The organism is Nostoc sp. PCC 9305, assembly GCF_963920915.1.
GTDB lineage: Bacteria > Cyanobacteriota > Cyanobacteriia > Cyanobacteriales > Nostocaceae > Nostoc.
Genome location: NZ_CAWUDN010000060.1, coordinates 1 through 17,877, shown reverse-complemented (window position 1 = coordinate 17,877; position 17,877 = coordinate 1). Strand labels below are relative to the sequence as shown.

Below are 17,877 nucleotides of genomic sequence, written 5' to 3'. Positions count from 1 at the left end.
CGAGGTTTTTACCTTTTCCCCTTATTGATAAATTTATTTTTTTCCATTAATGAATTAAGGGGCTTGTATTCTTAATTCATTAATTACGAATTACGAATTACGAATTAGTAATTATTTGATCATGGCAATCCCTTGATGCTGCGATCAACCCTTTTTGGTAGAGTGTGTGATGAATCAAAATAGTCATCTTAATCAACTCTTTGTTCCACCTTCCCAACGCGATCGCTATCAGGGAATGCTCAATGCCCCGATCATACTCGTGGAATATGGAAATTACCAATGTCTTCAGTTCCGGGAAATGCATCAGTTGATTCAGGCAATTGTGCAAGATTTCAATTCCGGGCTGACTGAGAAAAATTCGATTTGTGTAGTGTTTCGTCACTTTATTGAACATTCAATCTATCCTCAAGCACAAAAGGCAGCAGAAGCAGCGGAAGCAGCAGCAGCGCAAGGTCAATTTTGGCAGATGCACGAGATGCTGCTTAACCATCAAGAAGCATTGGGAAATGGCTATCTCGTTGAATATGCCAATCATCTAGGTCTCGACATTTACAAATTTTTGCAGGATATCTCCAAAAAAGTCCATGTTGACCGCATCAATCAAGATATCGAAAGTGGTCGCCAAAGTGGAGTAGTAACTGCACCAGCTTTATTTATTAATGGAAGTCGGTATCGCGTAGGCGTAGCCCACCGCAGGTATCGCTGGGACATGGAGCAGTTGATGACAGCCATTATCGCTGCAAGTAATCAAGTGCTTTGATCCTCAATCACACAATTCAAAGCAGAACGATTAAGTTGCATTTTTGCTCAAAGAACTTGAGTGTTCTGAATTGAGCAATGGTCGCATTGCGATCGCCCAAGAATGAAAACTAACCAATCTGAACATCAAACCCATCAACCTAAAGGAGAACAAAATGAGTAGCAACTCCCTAAACAGTCAAAACATGAAGCTCGAAGTTGTGGTATTGCCCGTCTCCGATGTCGATCAAGCCAAGGACTTCTATAAAACGTTGGGATGGAGGCTGGATGCCGATTTTGTCAGCGGTGAGGACTTCCGAGTGGTGCAGTTTACCCCTCCTGGCTCGGAGGCTTCAATCATCTTCGGCAGTGGTGTTACATTAGCCGCGCCCAGTTCAGTTCAGGGTTTATACCTCATTGTTTACGACATCGAGGCAGCCCGCGCCGAACTCGTCGATCGGGGTGTCGAGGTGAGTGAGGTGTTCTACGACGTGGGCGGGGTCTTCCACCACGCCGGAACCGAGGGACGAGTACCTGGCCCCGATCCACAACGTCGCGACTATGCCTCGTTTGCCTCGTTCAGCGATCCAGACGGCAATGGTTGGTTGCTCCAAGAGGTGAAGACGCGGGCCCCCGGACGGTAGACATGAATCGCTCAAGGGCGAAATGGAATCATTCATTGGGAGTGCCTCACTTTGAGCCTCCCAAATTTGGGGGATAGGAAGACGGTTGGAAAAACCAAGGTGTCTCCAACCCATTTATTCACTAAGAAATGTTTGTACATATTCACAAAGGAGCAATACCATGAACCAACTAGTCAATAAGAGCGTACTTATTACTGGAGCATCCAGTGGAATCGGTGCTGTCTATGCCGATCGCTTCGCAAAGCGTGGCTACGATCTCGTGCTGGTAGCGCGTGACCGCACCCGAATGGAAGCTCTAGCCGAACGACTACGCCGGGAAACCGGGGTGGCAGTTGACATCCTTCAGGCGGATCTCACCGATGCTGGTGAACTCGCCCAGGTGGAGGAGCGGTTACGTACTGACACGCACATTAGTATCCTAATCAATAACGCAGGTGCCAGTATTACTGGCAGTTTCGTAGATCAAAGCCCGGACGAGGTGGCTAAAATCATCAACCTCAACATCACAGCACTAACACGGCTTACGAGTGCCGTTGTCCCACGGTTCGCCAAGACAGGCGATGGCGTGATTATTAACATCAGTTCGGTGGTTGCGTTAGTACCAGAATTCGGTTTGACCATCTATGGTGCAACCAAAGCCTTCGTCCTCTTCCTCACCCAGGGTCTCCACTTTGAGCTTGGCTCCAAAGGTGTCTATGTTCAAGCTGTGCTACCAGCATCAACGCGGACGGAAATCTGGGAGCGCTCAGGTTGGGATATGAATGCGCTACCGCCTACTATGGAAGTTGATGAACTGGTGGATGCTGCCCTTGTTGGCTTCGATCGCCGCGAAACTGTCACAATCCCGTCGCTTCCCGATGCAGAGCAGTGGAACACCTTCGACGCTGCTCGTCAGATCATGCTTCCAAATTTTAATCAGGTGGATGCCGCAGCCCGCTATCACCTCGTCTCGTAACTCTGCGATCGCTACATTTAATCCTGAGTTTGAGCGCTTTATGGCGAGACGCATCGGTGCCGAAACGAGCGAGATTAAAGCGCAAGCTTTTGTCCTGTATGAAAGAAAACGAAGATGAATGACTTACTAGCATTAACCATCAACGCGCACGGCGGTATGGAGCGGTGGAAGCAGTTTAAAGCGGTTTCTGCACACTTGGTGAATGGCAGGGTACTTTGGAACATCAAAGGCAAAGCCGGAATGTTGGATGAGATCGATGTAACCGTTGACCTGCACCGTGAATGGGCATCCCATACCCCCTTTGGCGCTCCTAATCAACATACTTCACTGGAAGCAGAACGGGTGGCAATTGAAGCCACAGATGGCACAGTAATTGAAGAACTACTGCATCCGCGATCGTCCTTTAAGGATCACACCCAGCAAACCCCGTGGACAAACCTTCAGTTAGCTTATTTTGCTGGCTATGCGATGTGGAATTATTTAACCAACCCGTTCACCTTCACCTTACCGGGTTATGAAGTAGAAGAAATAGAACCCTGGCAGGAAAACGGCGAAACCTGGCGAAGACTGCAAGTGACCTTTCCGCCCTACATCGCCACGCACAGTAAAGTGCAGACCTTTTACATCGACAAATATGGGTTAATCCGACGGCACGATTACGATGTGGAAATCAGCGGGGGCATACCTAGTGTGCATTATCTTTGGGATCATACAGAGGTATCGGGGATTATCATACCCACCAAGCGTCTGGTTTACATCCGGCAGCCTGACTTGTCACCCCTCAAGGAACCCCTTATTGTATCGATCCAACTCAACGACATCAAGTTCAGTGAGCTAGAACCAGCCATTAATTTCCAACCCTCAGGCAATGAATTAGTCTCAGGAACGCTTTGATAGTGAAAAGCTTATTTTGGAATCTAATTGGCGCGACTAAAACATTTAGAACCGAATGGCACGCTTGTAAAGCTGAAATAGTTGCCTGATAAGGGGTTTAGAAAACTAATAGGTTTAAGACCGGGAATCAGAATAATTTGCAACTCTCCATTTGCGATGCCGTTCGCGAAGCGTCTCGTAGAGAAGGCGGGCGCTTGCGCCATCGCTGCTTCATTAGTCTACATTTTTTCCAAATGATGAAACCCTTGTAAATAATACATTTGCGCTTTTCTTAGTGCCATTCGATTATAGAACATCTGCATCACTTGAAAGCCGTAAGCGATGCCTGCGGCGGGCAAAGCGATCGCCCCTTGAAGTCACAAATCCCACGTCCGGATAAGAAAACGGAGAGCAAAATCAATGACCTTTATAGTAAACCATTTCACCACGGGCTATGGCAAAACGGCTCGTAACTTGCTTAATGAAGCGACTCAGCCATCAGAAGCAGGGGCGCGTGCGGCACTTGAAACGTTCTATTATGCCTTCAATCAGCACTCGATTGAGACACTTACTCAGATTTGGCTCAACTGTCCACTGGTTCAACTAAACAATCCGGTGGGAGGAATGCTCCGAGGCTATGAACCGATTCGCGATCTCTACTCCAAACTTTTCACAGGATCGTTAAACGTCTGGGTTGAGTTCGAGGATATTGTAGAGTACTTCAGTGGAAAGACAGCCATCTTTGCTGGAGAAGAGCGCGGTGAATTTACAACTAAAGATCGCATTATTCCACTTAGATTCAGAACGAGCCGCTGTTTTCAGTACTCAGAAAATGACGGTGGGTGGCGACAGATTCATCATCACGGATCGATCGACAATGTGAAACTGCTGGAAGCGTATCAACTTGCTGTAAACGAGAAAGTTGTGGCGTGATCTCCACGACAGATTGATGCGATAAACATAAACTGCAAAGTGAACTGGCAACGGCTCAAGCGTTTGACGACGAAGGTGCAAAAGTTGTTGTGACGGGGTGCAATACTGCTCGCTTTGTGCATTTTTAACTCGGCATTAGGTTTGGGGTAAAGGTTAAAGATTTTTTCTTTCCCCTTTCCCCTTTTCCCCAAAACCCGACAAGTATTGTGACGGGGTTGAGCGCAGAGAGGTGAAGACACGCACTCCCGGACGGTAATTTGCAATATTCACACATTCACTTTCCAAAGGAGATTGTTATGAAGCTTGAAGGTAAGAAGGCACTGATTACCGGGGGAAACAGCGGCATTGGCTTTGCCACCGCTAGACTCTTCATTCACGAAGGGGCTGAAGTCGCAATCACGGGTCGAGATCAGAAGACGCTCGATGCTGCTGTCAAAGAACTGGGTTTAAAAGCCGTTGCCTATCGTGCAGACGTGACGGACTCCAATGCCCGTGCCGACCTTTTCAGCAAAATTGGTCAACGCTTCGGCAGTCTAGATATCATCTTCGCTAACGCTGGTATTGCTGGAGCTACACCCATAGGCAGCGCTGATGAAGCGGTGTTTGAGAACATCATTCGCGTCAATCTTACCAGCGTTTTCTTTACAGTCCAAGCCGCACTGCCACTGCTTAATGATGGCTCCTCAATTATCTTGAACAGTTCGGTTATCGGTTCGCTGGGTAGTCCCGGCAGGGCAGCCTACGCAGCAAGCAAGGCGGGTGTTCGCGGCATGGCGAGAGCGATCGCATCTGAACTTTCTCCCCGCAACATTCGAGTCAATGTTGTCGCACCAGGAGCAATCAAAACTCCCATCTGGAGCCGTGGGTCTACTCCACCTAAGAAGGCGGACGAACTGACAGAGGAATGGGCAGCAGCGACTCCACTAGGTCGTTTGGGAGAAGCGGACGAGATTGCCAAAGCAGTCCTCTTTCTTGCCTCAGACGACTCATCCTATGTCCAGTCGGTTGAACTTTTTGTTGATGGTGGCATTGTTGGTTCTCCAATCGGTGGAGCGACTTTCCGCAGTGCATAAATCTTTTGACATTCTTTGTTTCATCAACCCCTCAAACACATAAAGGAGTTTTATTATGGGCATCGAACAGAAAGTCGCTGTGATTACCGGCGCGTCGCAGGGCATTGGCGCAGCTCTTGTCAAGGCGTACCGCGATCGCAATTATCGGGTGGTTGCAATCTCACGCTCAATTCAGCCATCGGATGATGATGCAATCCTGGCGGTGTCAGGCGACATCGCTGATCGAAAAACTGCCGAGCGTGCGATCATCGAAGGCGTGACCCGATTTGGGCGCATTGACACGCTCATCAACAATGCTGGTATCTTCATCGCCAAGCCATTTACCCAATACACCGAGGCAGACTACGAGGTATATCTGGGCACTAACGTCACTGGCTTCTTTCACATGACGCAACTGGCGATCGCCGAGATGGAGAAGCAGGGTAGCGGTCATATCGTGCAGATTTCGACGAGCCTGGTTGACAACCCCATCGCTGGCGTACCGTCTGTACTCGCGTCGCTGACAAAAGGCGGACTAAATGCTGCAACCAAATCGCTGGCGATCGAGTATGCCAAGCGTGGTATCCGGGTGAACGCGATCGCGCTGGGTAACATGAAGACGCCAATGCACCCTGCCGAGACCTATGCACAGCTCGCTGCCATGCACCCGCTCGGTCGTATGGGCGAAATCTCTGACATCGTCGATGCAATCCTCTACCTGGAATCAGCCAACTTTGTCACGGGCGAAATCCTTCACGTTGATGGTGGTCAGAGTGCGGGTCACTAACGCCGCCTTGCGCTCAGAAAAATGGCTATGACACTCTCAAACACGATTGCTTGATCGTAAAGCTTTTAAAGAAGCACATATCATGACTCAACTCGATAAAGGAATGATCTACGAATTACGCATTTATCAGTCCATGCCCGGACGACTACCAGCACTGCTTTCGCGCTTTCAGAACCACACGTTGCGGATTTGGGAAAAGCATGGCATCTGCCAGGCTGGATTCTGGACGACGCTAATTGGCGAGAGCAACCAGCAACTCACCTACCTGCTCGCTTGGGACAGCATGGCTGAGCGTCAGGAGCGTTGGAGTGCATTTCTCGCCGACCCCGAATGGATCGCGATCAGTAAAGAGAGTGAGAAGGACGGCCCACTCGTGCAAAACATCAGCAACGAACTGCTTCAACCGACCGCCTTTTCCTCGGTGAAGTGAGCGGTGGGGCGAGCGACGGAACTCAAACCCACAACTCGCCTCACTATCACAGCTGAGTAATGTGGACAGACACTACGTAACCATAGTTAATTCAACATCAGTTTGTAAACGCAATCTAGGTAGTACGTTATGGAGTTAGTAACATAACCTTGATCACCGAAGCCGCCTCTATTCCTAACAGCACGTTGGCGCGCCGAAGTTCAAGGAAGACATCATTCAGGCGTTCTACGACGGCATCAAGCACAAGCCAGACTCGACTTTTGGCAACGTCAAGAGCGATGACATCGCTGACAAAGAGCCTCATTTTCAGCGAGGAAACTTTTGCAAGGTGATTCGCTCTTCGTCCTGGGGCGCCTGAGTCTTGCTCCGTCACTAGTCCGGATCTTCGTTGCAACACCTTCCAAGAGTTCCTGTATCTCGTCACGTCAAAACAAGGAGTATAAACATGGTTACCCAAGACACGCTTCGCTATACGACAATACCTCTCACTCATGGATCTGGCGCCATGCCGGCGCTCGGGTTTGGAACACTCATCCCCGATCCTCTTGCGACCAAGAAAGCGACCAAGGCTGCATTGGAAGCGGGATTTCGGCATCTCGATTGCGCGGAGCGATACCACAACGAAGCCGTCGTCGGCGAGGCGATGCAAGAGGTGTTCAAGGTAGGGGGCATCCAGCGGGAGGACGTTTTCGTCACCACAAAGCTATGGAACAACAACCATCGTCCAGAGCGTGTCCAGCCTGCGTTCGAGGCAAGTCTCCAGCGACTACAAATCGACTATGTCGATTGCTATCTTATCCACACCCCGTTTGCTTTTCAGCCGGGCGATGAACAGGAACCGAGGGACGATCATGGGCAGATCATCTACGATCCTGGTGTCACGTTGGTGGACACATGGCACGCGATGGAGCGCCTGGTGGATGGCGGTCGGTGTAAATCGATAGGTTTATCGGATATCGGTTTGGAGCGGCTGAAAGAGATCGTTGCCGTGGCGCGAATTAAGCCTGCCGTGGTGCAGGTTGAATCCCATCCGTATCTCCCCGAGTGGGATCTCCTCAAGTTTTGCCAGCAACAGGGTATTATCCTACTCGCATTTGCCGCACTGGGTCATTCGATGGAGCCAAAAGTTACGGAAGACCCGATAATCGCGGCTGTTGCGGAGCTCGTCCACCGGACCCCAGAGCAAGTCGCGCTGGCCTGGGCTGTACAACGCGGTACCGCTCTCCTGACCACCTCGACATCCCCTCGCCATATACAAGAGAGCTTTGATATCTCGACCTTGCCCAAAGAGGCTATGCTGGAAATTAGCGACCGCATCACGACCAGAGTCCGCTTCAACGCAGTGGTCGATACCGGCGTGCCTGGATTCATTCCTCGGACCAAGTGAACGGTTGTTATCGACGGAAAATAAAGCTAAGTAGCCGCGCAGAAATAACTTACCTGTTTTAAAAGTTATAGAAAAAGGTGAAAAGACGCTAAATCAACATTTTCTCTTTCATTCTTCCTCTTTTCTAAGGTAAAACTGGGTAACTTATTTTGGCGCGAGTCCTAACCGCTTTTTCTTGGCTAGACCAACACTAATACCCACATTTGAAACAGACAGCCGGTTCAATTACAGCAAGTTGGGTTAAACCCAATTGGACAAAGATCAATGTCTGAAAAAATCAACCATCAACGCCGCCGATTTTTGGGCATTGCGGCCATGACCATTGCGACTACACAGCTAGGTCGATTCGGTTCTGCCAATGCCCAATACAGCAAAGTAACACCAAAGGAGACCACCATGACTCAACTTGAAACCTTGCACACCGACACAACTACAATCCGTCCCTTCCACATCAACGTTCCGCAAGCGGCACTCGACGACCTCCGCCGTCGCATCATAGCAACGCGATGGCCCGAAAAGGAGACGGTCGCCGATCAGTCGCAGGGTGTGCAGCTCGCAACAACTCAGAAACTCGCGCGCTATTGGGCAACCGATTACGACTGGCGCAAGGTTGAGGCGAAACTGAAAACTCTACCGCAATTTATCACCACGATCGATGGACTTGATATTCATTTCATTCACATTCGATCCAACCAGGAAAACGCCTTGCCGCTCATCGTCACGCACGGCTGGCCCGGATCGATCATCGAGCAACTGAAGATTATCGAGCCACTGGTCAACCCCACGGCATATGGCGGCAATGCAGCGGACGCTTTTGACCTCGTGATTCCCTCGCTTCCAGGCTATGGTTTTTCAGGCAAGCCGACCACGACCGGCTGGGACCCTGCCCGTATCGCACGCGCCTGGGTTGTGCTGATGCAGCGCCTTGGCTACTCGCGATTTGTGGCGCAAGGGGGTGATTGGGGGAATGCAGTCACAGAGCAAATGGCCCTGCTGACACCTCCGGGACTGCTCGGCATTCATACCAACATGCCTGCCACTGTTCCAGCCGATGTTGCAAAAGCACTCAAGTTCGGCGACCCACCGCCATCCGGTTTCTCAGCCGAAGAGAAGAACGCGTGGGATCAGCTCGACTTTTTCTATAAGCACGGACTTGGCTACGCTCAGGAGATGGCGAACCGCCCGCAAACGCTGTACGGCATTGCGGATTCACCGATCGGTCTGGCTGCCTGGATACTCGACCACGATGCACGCAGCTATGCGCTCATCGCACGTGTCTTTGACGGACAGTCTGAGGGACTGACGCGAGACGATATCCTCGACAACATCACGCTTTACTGGTTGACGAACACGGCTGTCTCTTCGGCTCGTCTGTATTGGGAGAATAAGTTTGTCTTTTTCGACCCTAAACACGTCGCCATTCCGGTTGCCGTGAGCGTCTTTCCTGATGAGATATATGCAGCCCCGCGAAGTTGGACAGAGCGGGCGTATCCCAAACTCATCCACTATAACCTAGTGGAAAAGGGCGGACACTTCGCGGCGTGGGAGCAGCCAACGATTTTTACTCAAGAACTCAGGGCAGCGTTCAGATCGCTGCGCGCGTCAAAATGACTGCTTTAGAAAGAACATAACTACAAGGAGGTCGGCACGTGTCCCAAGAAATTAATCATAATCGTCGCTACTCTTTAACAACTGCGGCTTCTGCTCGGAAGTGATACTGCTCATGCAGTGGAGCAGAGTGACATCGCACGGTTTGAAGCTGACCGAAAGTGGCGGAACTTAAGCATCTCTACCGATTTTGAGCCGAGTGACAGATATAACGGAATCATTTCAATTTTGAAAGCAAGGTAGACCCAATGAAAACGAATTTTGAGCATGAACGGGACAACGATCCGGGTAGCACCAGTAATGATGACAATTTCACTGATCGCGTCCGCAGCAACCAGCACAAGCTCACCTCTGAACTAAGACACCAGTACGATTTTATTGTTTGCGGATCTGGATCTTCTGGCTCAGTAGTTGCCCGCAGACTGGCTGAGAACCCGGATGTTAGCGTTCTACTGCTTGAAGCTGGCGGCACCGATGATGTACCCAGTGTTGTCACCGCGAATCAATGGTTTATGAATCTTGGAAGCGATCGCGACTGGAGCTTCCAGGGACAGCCGAATCCCCATGTCAACGATCGTTCAATTCCGTTCTCGATGGGCAAAGTACTTGGCGGTGGATCAAGCATCAACGTCATGGTTTGGGCACGCGGACACCAGCACGATTGGGATCTCTTCGCCGCTGAAGTGAATGATCCAGCCTGGGGCTATGAATCGGTCTTGAATCTCTATCGCCGCCTGGAAGATTGGCATGGTGCGCCAGACCCGATGTACCGGGGAACGGGAGGACCCGTCTTTGTGCAGCCCGCGCCAGATCCAAACCCGATCGCACCCGCAACGATCGCAGGAGCGCGATCGGTCGGTATTCCTACTTTCGAGAATCCGAACGGTCGCATGATGGAAGCAGTGAAGGGCGCCGCTATCAGCGATGTGCGAGTCCGCAATGGCAAGCGCGAATCTATCTTCCGCTCCTACGTCTTCCCTTATCTGGATCGACCCAATCTGACGGTTCTCACTCATGCACTGGTGACGCGGCTGACGTTCCAGGGTAAGCGTGCCACTGGCGTGGAGATTTCTTACCGTGGCACACTCTATCGCATTGGTGCGGCAGTCGAAGTTGTACTGTCGCTCGGTGCGATCCATACGCCGAAGGTGCTGATGCAATCTGGCATTGGCGATGAGGCTGAGTTGCAGCGTTTGGGAATTCCGGTCGTGCAGCACCTTCCCGGTGTGGGGCAAAATTTTCAAGACCATGTTGCATTCGATTGTGTCTGGGAATATAAAACCGCTCTCCAACCAAGAAACAACTTGTCCGAGGCAATCTTTTTCTCAACCAGCCAGTCCGGGCTTGACAGTCCAGATTTATTTGTCTGTCAGGCCGAGGTGCCAAAATCCAGTGCTGAGAATGCCGTCCGGTTTGGGCTGCCTGATGCAGGCTGGACGTTATTTGGGGCGATCGCCCATCCCAAAAGCCGAGGCCGCCTGCGCCTAACGAGAGCTAATCCATCCGACCCGATTGTGATTGATGCAAACACTCTGTCTGACCCAGATGATCTCAAAACCGCGATCGCCTGCATAGAACTCTGCCGCGAAGTCGGTAACTCTGCTCCACTTCGTCCGTTTGTCAAGCGAGAAGTAATGCCAGGTAATTTGAAAGGGGCCGAACTCGAACGTTTTATTCGAGATGCCGCGACGAGTTTCTGGCACGAAACCTGTACCGCAAAGATGGGACAGGATGCTATGTCAGTGGTGGATAGCAACCTGAGAGTTTATGGAATCGACAATCTCCGGATTGCTGATGGATCGATTCTGCCACGAGTAACGACCGGTAACACGATGGCTCCCTGCGTAATAGTCGGGGAGCGGGCAGAGGAAATTTTACATCTCGAACACCAGCTACAATCCACCGTAAAAACAGACTCAAGCGTGCAATAAAACCACCGCACTTTTCATTGGCGGACGCACATCTAAGTCGCGTGTTAACTCAAAGAACTTGAGTGGTCTAAATTGACGTGAGTTCGACGGATAGAAAACGGCAAAAAGCTTGCTAGATATGAAACATGAGAACCTGGGTAGATGTTGCGATGGTACAAAGCGCCCGCCGAGGCGATCGCTAAGATTAATTGAGAATGAGTAAAAAAGGCACAAAAAAACGCCGAGACTAAAAATATCTAAGAAAAATAAGGGTCTCGGCTATGTCTACCATTGTATCTCGCCTCGATATCGTACAAATATTCTGTGAGGTAGATGATTTTTGTAAGCAGTGGGAGAATTTGTGGCAACAAGTACCACAGTTACCATCCACAAAGGGAGAGCGCCGCAGCACTTCCCGAATGGCATTTATCAGAGGTAATGACAATTGCGATCGCATTTCATGGTAGTGGCTATAAAACTTTCAAGGAGTTCTACACGTTGCACGTACTACAAAGCTGGCGTGGAGCGTTTCCAAATTTGGTCAGTTACACAAGATTTGTAGAACTCATGCCCTGGTGTTTAATGTTGTTGTGTTGTTTTTTTCATACACGGACAGGAGAAATTACAGGGATTAGTTTTATTGATTCCACGCCGATAGATGTGTGTCACAATTGTCGCTCTCATGCGCATAAAGTTTTTAAAGGGTTAGTGAAATGGGGGAAAAATTCTGTGGGTTGGCATTTTGGGTTTAAACTTCATTTGATTATCAACGACAAAGGAGAATTGCTGGCATTCAAACTAACTCCGGCAAATGTTGATGACCGTAAACCAGTCCCAGATATGACTAAAGACTTAATTGGTAAACTTTTTGGAGATAGAGGATATATCTCGCAAAAACTATTTGAAGAGTTATACAAACGAGGTTTAGAGTTAGTCACTAAATCTAAAAAGAAGATGAAAAACCGTTTGGTAAAACTGATTGATAAAATTCTTTTACGCAAACGGGCGGTAATTGAGTCTGTCAATGACCATCTCAAAAATATGTGTCAAATAGAACACTCTCGGCATCGTAGTGTGTTTAACTTTTTGGTCAATTTGATGGCTGGTTTGGCTGCTTACACCTACTTGCCCAAAAAACCGTCGATTGATATTTACCCAAAAGATTTACCTGCACTACCTCCTGCCGTTTTTTAACCGTCGAACTCACGTTAAATTGAGCGATGGTCAGATTACGCTCTACTCGCTTCGTGAGTTCCTTCAATCTTTGATTGGAGGCAGCCCAACCCGCAATCATGCGATCGCCCAAGAATGAAAACTAACCAATCTGAACATCAAACCCATCAACCTAAAGGAGAACAAGATGAGTAGCGATCGCGTAAACAGTCCAAACATGAAGCTCGAAGTCCTAGTGTTCAGGGGTTTCCGACGTTGACCGCGCGAAGGCATTCTACGAGAATCTCGGCTGGCGGCTAGACATCGACGTGGTGGATGGCGACTTCCGTGGTGTGCAGATGACACCGTACAACTCGGAAGCCTCGATCATCTTCGGCAAGGGAGTCACTCCGAACAATTCTGGCTCGGCGCACAGCCTAGTCCTCGCCGTGGACGACCTCGACGCCGCTCGCGAAGACTTAATCGCTCGCGGTGTCAACGTGAGCGAGGTCTTCCACTACGCCGGCCGCCCCTTCAACAACGCCGTGGACAACCTACGCATCCTGGGGCGCGACCCGCAAGGTCGTTCCTACTTCTCATTTGCCTTGTTCGAGAACCCAGATGGGAACCTCTGGCTGCTCCAGGAAATCCAAACGCGGCTTCCCGGTCGCGTTTGGAACTCTACGCAAGCACGAGACATGGACATTGCAACCCTTGCAAACCTTCTTGGCGAGACGGCAGAGTCCCACGATCGCTACGAGAAAACTCACGCCGAGCATCATTGGTGGGACTGGTACGCGCCCTACCTGAGTGCGCGTCAGAATGGCAGCAGTCCAGAAGAGTCCGCCGCCGCTGACCGTTACATGGAGGAGGTTTTTCATGTTCTTTCCAGATGATACGGCCAGAGTTGCCACACCCGCCGAGTACGTCGGCGACTAGGTAGCAGCAGAGGCTTACAAAGCCAATGATTTTTGCTCAGGAACTTAGGGCGGCGTTCAGGTCGCTGGGCTGAGTCCGCGTCCTCACTTCAAAACTTGCCCAGATGTGTCGGCAGCGTTCCTTTGCCCCGTATCAGATGAGGAGATCGGCTGTTACCGGAGATCATTTTATCACCTGGGATGAACAGTAAATTAAATTATAAAACAATGAAAAAGACTAAAAATATCCTTGCCAGTACGATTGTTAAAGCCGCCGCCGTGCAGATTAGTCCCGTGCTGTACAGTCGGCAGGGTACCGTCGAGAAGGTCGTGAAGAAGATCCGCGAGCTGGGCAAACAAGGCGTCCAGTTCGCTACCTTCCCCGAAACCATCGTTTAGCAAGCGTGGGAGATACTTATGTGGCCTAAAACAGAACTGATAGATTTGCTCAAAATCGCGCATCCAATAATTCAGGCTCCGATGGCTGGCGCTTCCACACCTGAGTTGGTTGCAGCCGTTTCTAATGCAGGAGGTCTTGGCTCCTATGGCGCTGCGGCCACACCACCAGCCAAACTTCGCTCCATTATCAGGCAAATTCGAGAGCTGACAGACCAACCCTTTGGAGTTAATTTGTTTGCCCCAGCAGTTGAAGCATATCAACTTACACCTGAGCAGCAAATACCGATGTCTGAATTATTAACAAAATGGCACAACGAACTTGAGGCGGGGCCTGTTCCTGAACCAATACCGATACTTGGGCCATTTGTAGATCAATTTACTGTCCTGCTTGAGGAGAAAGTACCTGTTTTTAGTTTCCACTTTGGACCTGCGCCAATTGAGGCAATTCGTGAGATACACGCTATAGGCTCAATTGTATTAGCAACTGCGACGACCGTCAGTGAAGCAAAAGCTCTAGTCGTTGCAGGAGTCGATGTCATTATAGCCCAGGGCTTTGAAGCCGGAGGTCATCGCGGAACCTTTGCGGTACCTTATGAACATGGATTGATTGGAACAGTAGCGTTGGTGCCGCAAATAGCTGATGCGGTATCGGTTCCGGTCGTTGCGGCGGGCGGAATCATGGATGCTCGTGGAATCGTTGCTGCGTTTGCACTTGGGGCAAGCGGGGTACAGATGGGAACCGCCTTTCTCGCTTGCCCTGAGAACAATATCCCAGAAGTCTATAGGCAGGCTGTACTCAAGTGTAAGGACGAAGACACGGTTATTACTGAAGTATTTTCCGGCAAACCCGCCAGAGCAATACGAAATCGATTTATCCGTGAAATGGAGAATCACAAAGACAAGGTACTACCATTCCCTGCTCAGATGTCTATAGGGCGGGTTTTGTATCAGACTTCTGCTCAACAATCAAGTCCAGATTTTGTCAGTATGTGGGCAGGACAGGGAGCAGCATTAGCCGAAGCTCTCCCGGCAAGTGAACTGATCGAAAAAATCATACAAGAATTTATTGCCGTAACTGCTTCTTTACAACTCAAATAAACAGATAGCCAATTCAATTAAACCAAGTTGAGTTAAATCCAATTGGAAAAAGAGAAATGTCCGAGAAAATTAACCATCAACGCCGCCGCTTTTTGGGTACTGCGGCTATGACCATTGCTACTACACAGCTAGGCATATTCGGTTCTGCGAGCGCACAATCAAGCAAAACAAAACCAGCAGTTTTATCCATGATGAAGTCGGGGACAAACATCTCGTTCGGCTCACTGAAGCAGATCGATGCTGGTGTTCTAAATGTCGGATATGCTGAGGTTGGCCCCGCGAATGGTCGTCCGGTAATCCTCCTGCACGGATGGCCCTACGACATTCACAGCTATGTCGATGTCGCTCCTTTGTTGGCGTCGGCGGGGTACTGGGTGATCATCCCATATCTGCGGGGCTATGGCACGACGCGCTTTCTTTCGAGCAAGACGTTCCGCAATGGGCAGCAGTCGGCGATCGCTGTCGATATTATCGCGCTGATGGATACACTCAAGATCGAGAAGGCGATTCTCGCTGGTTATGATTGGGGCGCGCGAACAGCCAACATCATCGCGGCGCTCTGGCCGGAGCGCTGCAAGGCGCTCGTCTCCGTGAGTGGTTATTTGATCGGCAGCCCTGAAGCCAACAAGACACCGCTACCGCCGCAGGCCGAACTCCAATGGTGGTATCAATTTTATTTCGCGACGGAGCGGGGCCGCGCCGGCTACGAAAAATACTGGCATGACTTTAACAAGCTCATCTGGAAACTTGCTTCGCCGCAATGGCACTTCGATGACGCGACGTTTGAGCGTAGCGCGGCTGCTTTCAATAACCCGGATCATGCCGGTATCGTCATCCATAACTATCGCTGGCGGCTCGGTCTGGCTGAAGGCGAGTCGAAGTATGACGATCTTGAGAAGCGACTCGCCGTAGCCCCTGCGATCTCCATACCCACCATCACTCTCGAAGGTGATGCCAACGGTGCGCCACACCCCGACAGCAGCACCTACGCAAGGAAATTCTCCGGCAAATACGCACACCGGATCGTCAAGGGCGGGGTCGGGCACAACCTGCCGCAAGAAGCGCCCCAGGAGTTTGCAAAGGCCATCGTCGAAGTTGACGGTTTTTGATGTAGGGATTGAGTATTTCATTCTTGGATGTCCCTTATAGCACTACCAACATGATTGGCGAGAAGGCAGCCGATTTAATCAAAGCCAGTCGGACTCGATAAACTGTAATAACCAGCTATCAACAGAGGTAACAATGGAAACAGCAGATGTAATTGTAATTGGAAGTGGTCAGGGCGGAGTTCCACTTGCGGCTGACTTTGCCAAAGCAGGCCGAAAGGTTGTTTTGTTTGAGCGCGATGCGTTGGGTGGCAGTTGCATAAACTATGGTTGCACACCTTCTAAAGCCTTTTTAGCTGCTGCTCATGCCGCAGGTCGCGCAGGGCAAGCCGCGAAGCTAGGCATACACGCGCAGGTTGAAGTCGATTTTTCTGCGGTGATGGAGCGTGTGCGTAGCATTCGCAGCCAGTTTAACCAGGGTACCAAGCGGCGATTAGAGAGTGCAGGGGTTCGAGTCATCTGCGCTGAAGCTGCTTTCACCGGAGAGCGAACTGTGAGTGGAGGAGGTGTGACGGTGCAGGCTCCGCTCATTGTTATCAACACAGGCACATCCTCTACTATTCCTGACATTCCTGGTTTAGCTGGAACGCCTTATCTAACCAACCGAAATTTCTTTGATTTGCAGCAAATTCCGCCCCGGTTGCTCGTAGTTGGCGGTGGCTATATTGCCCTGGAGTTAGGGCAGGGAATGGCACGTTTAGGGAGCCAAAGCAAATTGATTGTGCGGGGTGATCGCCTGCTGGCTCAAGAAAAATCCGATGTCAGTGCTGTGCTTGCTGATGCCTTTGAGCAAGACGGAATTGGACTGCATTTCAATGTGACTGTTCAGCAGGTTGTTTATACCAACGGTGTGTTTACCCTAACGCTGAACAATGCTGAAGTACTCGATGGGGAAGCATTGCTGATTGCAACTGGGCGCAAACCGAATACTCAGGCATTAAATTCTGCTGTGACAGGCATTGAATTAGATGCACAGGGTTTTATCAAAATCGACGATCAGTTTCAAACGACTTGCGCTGGAATTTATGCGATCGGGGACGCTGCCAAGCAGCCTGCTTTTACCCATGTTTCTTGGGAAGACTATCGTCGCTTGAAAGCCATTCTGTGTGGCGAACACCGGACACGCAACGATCGAGTATTAGGCTATGCCGTCTACACTGAGCCGCAAGTGGGCCGGGTAGGCATGACGCTAGAGCAGGCTCACAAACAGGGCATTACTGCCCGCGAAGTCACCCTGCCAATGGCTCACATTGCCCGTAGCATTGAGTGGGGGCACGATCTGGGTTTCTACCGTATGGTCATCGACACACACACAAATTTGATTTTAGGAGCAACGCTGGTTGGTTACGAAACCGCTGAACTGGTGCATGTCTTTTTGTCACTTATGGAAGCTAAAGCAACGTGGCAGGTACTCGAACAATCGGTTCACATTCACCCAACTTACGGAGAGGCATTGCCCAGTCTTGCAAGGCTACTCGTTGGAGATGATATGCCAACTTGTCCCAATATGTAAGAAAGGAGTAACCAATGACTAAAAAAATGGATAGTCCGACGGTTCCATCTTAACTCTTGTTCCACTAGTGTCTGTCCACCTATCCCTAATCCTTTGACAACTTCTGCCATGAATTGTCGTCGGTCACTTCCCTTTAATTTTGGGGCTGTTTTGATGTACAAAGATTTTAGATTCTCGGTGAGTTGAATGATCGATTTTGAGGACATGAGGCAACTTGCAGCCCGAAATTATCTTTCTATTATCCCAGGATCAATCATTTTGTGGATTATTCTAGGTGTTGGAAAAAAGCATATTCTCTGCCTTCGCTTGTGAGACTTGTGTAAGTAGGTGGGCGGAAAAATTTACAACTGTGTAACGAAAAGTTAAGTAGAAGAT

General features: G+C 50.0%; 19 protein-coding genes and 1 pseudogene. 18 read left to right on the top strand and 2 right to left on the bottom strand.

All coding sequences use genetic code 11. From position 1 onward, the window contains the following. Positions 1-169: 169 nt before the first annotated feature. The 9 genes from ACM0OX_RS21555 (at position 170) to ACM0OX_RS21515 (ending at position 6,412) form a co-directional block, all read left to right on the top strand. On the top strand, positions 170-760 hold the full coding sequence (locus ACM0OX_RS21555) for a DsbA family protein (protein WP_414517021.1): 591 nt from the start codon (positions 170-172) through the stop codon (positions 758-760). A gap of 154 nt (positions 761-914) precedes the next feature. Then, positions 915-1,382: a VOC family protein gene (locus ACM0OX_RS21550; protein WP_414517020.1), complete on the top strand. Its 468-nt coding sequence runs from the start codon at positions 915-917 to the stop codon at positions 1,380-1,382. A gap of 160 nt (positions 1,383-1,542) precedes the next feature. Continuing rightward, on the top strand, positions 1,543-2,337 hold the full coding sequence (locus ACM0OX_RS21545) for an SDR family NAD(P)-dependent oxidoreductase (protein ID WP_414517018.1): 795 nt from the start codon (positions 1,543-1,545) through the stop codon (positions 2,335-2,337). Then, the gene (locus tag ACM0OX_RS21540) at positions 2,306-2,455 is read left to right on the top strand and encodes a hypothetical protein (RefSeq protein ID WP_414517016.1); all 150 of its coding nucleotides are present in this window, start codon (positions 2,306-2,308) and stop codon (positions 2,453-2,455) included. The genes ACM0OX_RS21545 and ACM0OX_RS21540 overlap by 32 nt, the downstream gene beginning before the upstream one ends. Then, on the top strand, positions 2,452-3,231 hold the full coding sequence (locus tag ACM0OX_RS21535; protein ID WP_414517015.1) for a hypothetical protein: 780 nt from the start codon (positions 2,452-2,454) through the stop codon (positions 3,229-3,231). The genes ACM0OX_RS21540 and ACM0OX_RS21535 overlap by 4 nt, the downstream gene beginning before the upstream one ends. Before the next feature lie 399 nt (positions 3,232-3,630). Then, entirely contained in the window at positions 3,631-4,143 is a 513-nt protein-coding gene (locus ACM0OX_RS21530) for a YybH family protein (protein WP_414517014.1), read from the top strand. Between the two features lie 296 nt (positions 4,144-4,439). After that, a complete protein-coding gene (locus ACM0OX_RS21525) occupies positions 4,440-5,216 on the top strand; it encodes an SDR family NAD(P)-dependent oxidoreductase (RefSeq protein WP_414517013.1) in 777 nt (258 codons plus the stop codon). Between the two features lie 55 nt (positions 5,217-5,271). After that, positions 5,272-5,982: an SDR family oxidoreductase gene (locus ACM0OX_RS21520; RefSeq protein WP_335054363.1), complete on the top strand. Its 711-nt coding sequence runs from the start codon at positions 5,272-5,274 to the stop codon at positions 5,980-5,982. Between the two features lie 82 nt (positions 5,983-6,064). Then, entirely contained in the window at positions 6,065-6,412 is a 348-nt protein-coding gene (locus tag ACM0OX_RS21515) for an NIPSNAP family protein (RefSeq protein ID WP_414517012.1), read from the top strand. 127 nt (positions 6,413-6,539) lie between these two features. Here the strand turns inward: ACM0OX_RS21515 and ACM0OX_RS21510 are convergent, their stop codons facing one another. After that, positions 6,540-6,785, bottom strand: a complete 246-nt coding sequence (locus ACM0OX_RS21510; protein ID WP_414517011.1) for a hypothetical protein — start codon at positions 6,783-6,785, stop codon at positions 6,540-6,542. A 72-nt stretch (positions 6,786-6,857) separates the two neighbouring features. On the opposite strand from ACM0OX_RS21510, the gene ACM0OX_RS21505 reads away from it, so the two are divergent. From ACM0OX_RS21505 to ACM0OX_RS21490, 4 genes and pseudogenes are all read left to right on the top strand, one after another. Then, entirely contained in the window at positions 6,858-7,799 is a 942-nt protein-coding gene (locus ACM0OX_RS21505; RefSeq protein WP_414517010.1) for an aldo/keto reductase, read from the top strand. Between the two features lie 264 nt (positions 7,800-8,063). Continuing rightward, positions 8,064-9,410 (top strand): epoxide hydrolase family protein, encoded by a 1,347-nt coding sequence (locus tag ACM0OX_RS21500; RefSeq protein WP_414517009.1) that lies wholly within the window; start codon positions 8,064-8,066, stop codon positions 9,408-9,410. Positions 9,411-9,655: 245 nt separating this feature from the next. Beyond that, positions 9,656-11,338 carry a GMC family oxidoreductase gene (locus ACM0OX_RS21495; protein ID WP_414517008.1) on the top strand — a complete coding sequence of 561 codons (1,683 nt, stop codon included), beginning with the start codon at positions 9,656-9,658 and terminating at the stop codon, positions 11,336-11,338. A gap of 260 nt (positions 11,339-11,598) precedes the next feature. Beyond that, positions 11,599-12,511: pseudogene (locus ACM0OX_RS21490) on the top strand (IS982 family transposase). 96 nt (positions 12,512-12,607) lie between these two features. On the opposite strand, the gene ACM0OX_RS21485 reads toward ACM0OX_RS21490, so the two are convergent. After that, positions 12,608-12,835 carry a hypothetical protein gene (locus ACM0OX_RS21485; RefSeq protein WP_414517007.1) on the bottom strand — a complete coding sequence of 76 codons (228 nt, stop codon included), beginning with the start codon at positions 12,833-12,835 and terminating at the stop codon, positions 12,608-12,610. Here ACM0OX_RS21485 and ACM0OX_RS21480 point away from each other — a divergent pair. From ACM0OX_RS21480 to ACM0OX_RS21460, 5 genes are all read left to right on the top strand, one after another. Further along, on the top strand, positions 12,793-13,365 hold the full coding sequence (locus tag ACM0OX_RS21480) for a bleomycin resistance protein (protein WP_414517050.1): 573 nt from the start codon (positions 12,793-12,795) through the stop codon (positions 13,363-13,365). The two genes, ACM0OX_RS21485 and ACM0OX_RS21480, sit on opposite strands and share 43 nt — an antisense overlap. Before the next feature lie 249 nt (positions 13,366-13,614). Beyond that, positions 13,615-13,785: a hypothetical protein gene (locus ACM0OX_RS21475; protein WP_218651792.1), complete on the top strand. Its 171-nt coding sequence runs from the start codon at positions 13,615-13,617 to the stop codon at positions 13,783-13,785. Positions 13,786-13,803: 18 nt separating this feature from the next. Next, a complete protein-coding gene (locus ACM0OX_RS21470; RefSeq protein ID WP_414517006.1) occupies positions 13,804-14,883 on the top strand; it encodes an NAD(P)H-dependent flavin oxidoreductase in 1,080 nt (359 codons plus the stop codon). Positions 14,884-14,939: 56 nt separating this feature from the next. Beyond that, positions 14,940-15,992 (top strand): alpha/beta fold hydrolase, encoded by a 1,053-nt coding sequence (locus tag ACM0OX_RS21465; RefSeq protein ID WP_414517005.1) that lies wholly within the window; start codon positions 14,940-14,942, stop codon positions 15,990-15,992. 133 nt (positions 15,993-16,125) lie between these two features. Further along, the gene (locus tag ACM0OX_RS21460; protein ID WP_414517004.1) at positions 16,126-17,502 is read left to right on the top strand and encodes a dihydrolipoyl dehydrogenase family protein; all 1,377 of its coding nucleotides are present in this window, start codon (positions 16,126-16,128) and stop codon (positions 17,500-17,502) included. The last annotated feature ends 375 nt before the right edge of the window (positions 17,503-17,877 follow it).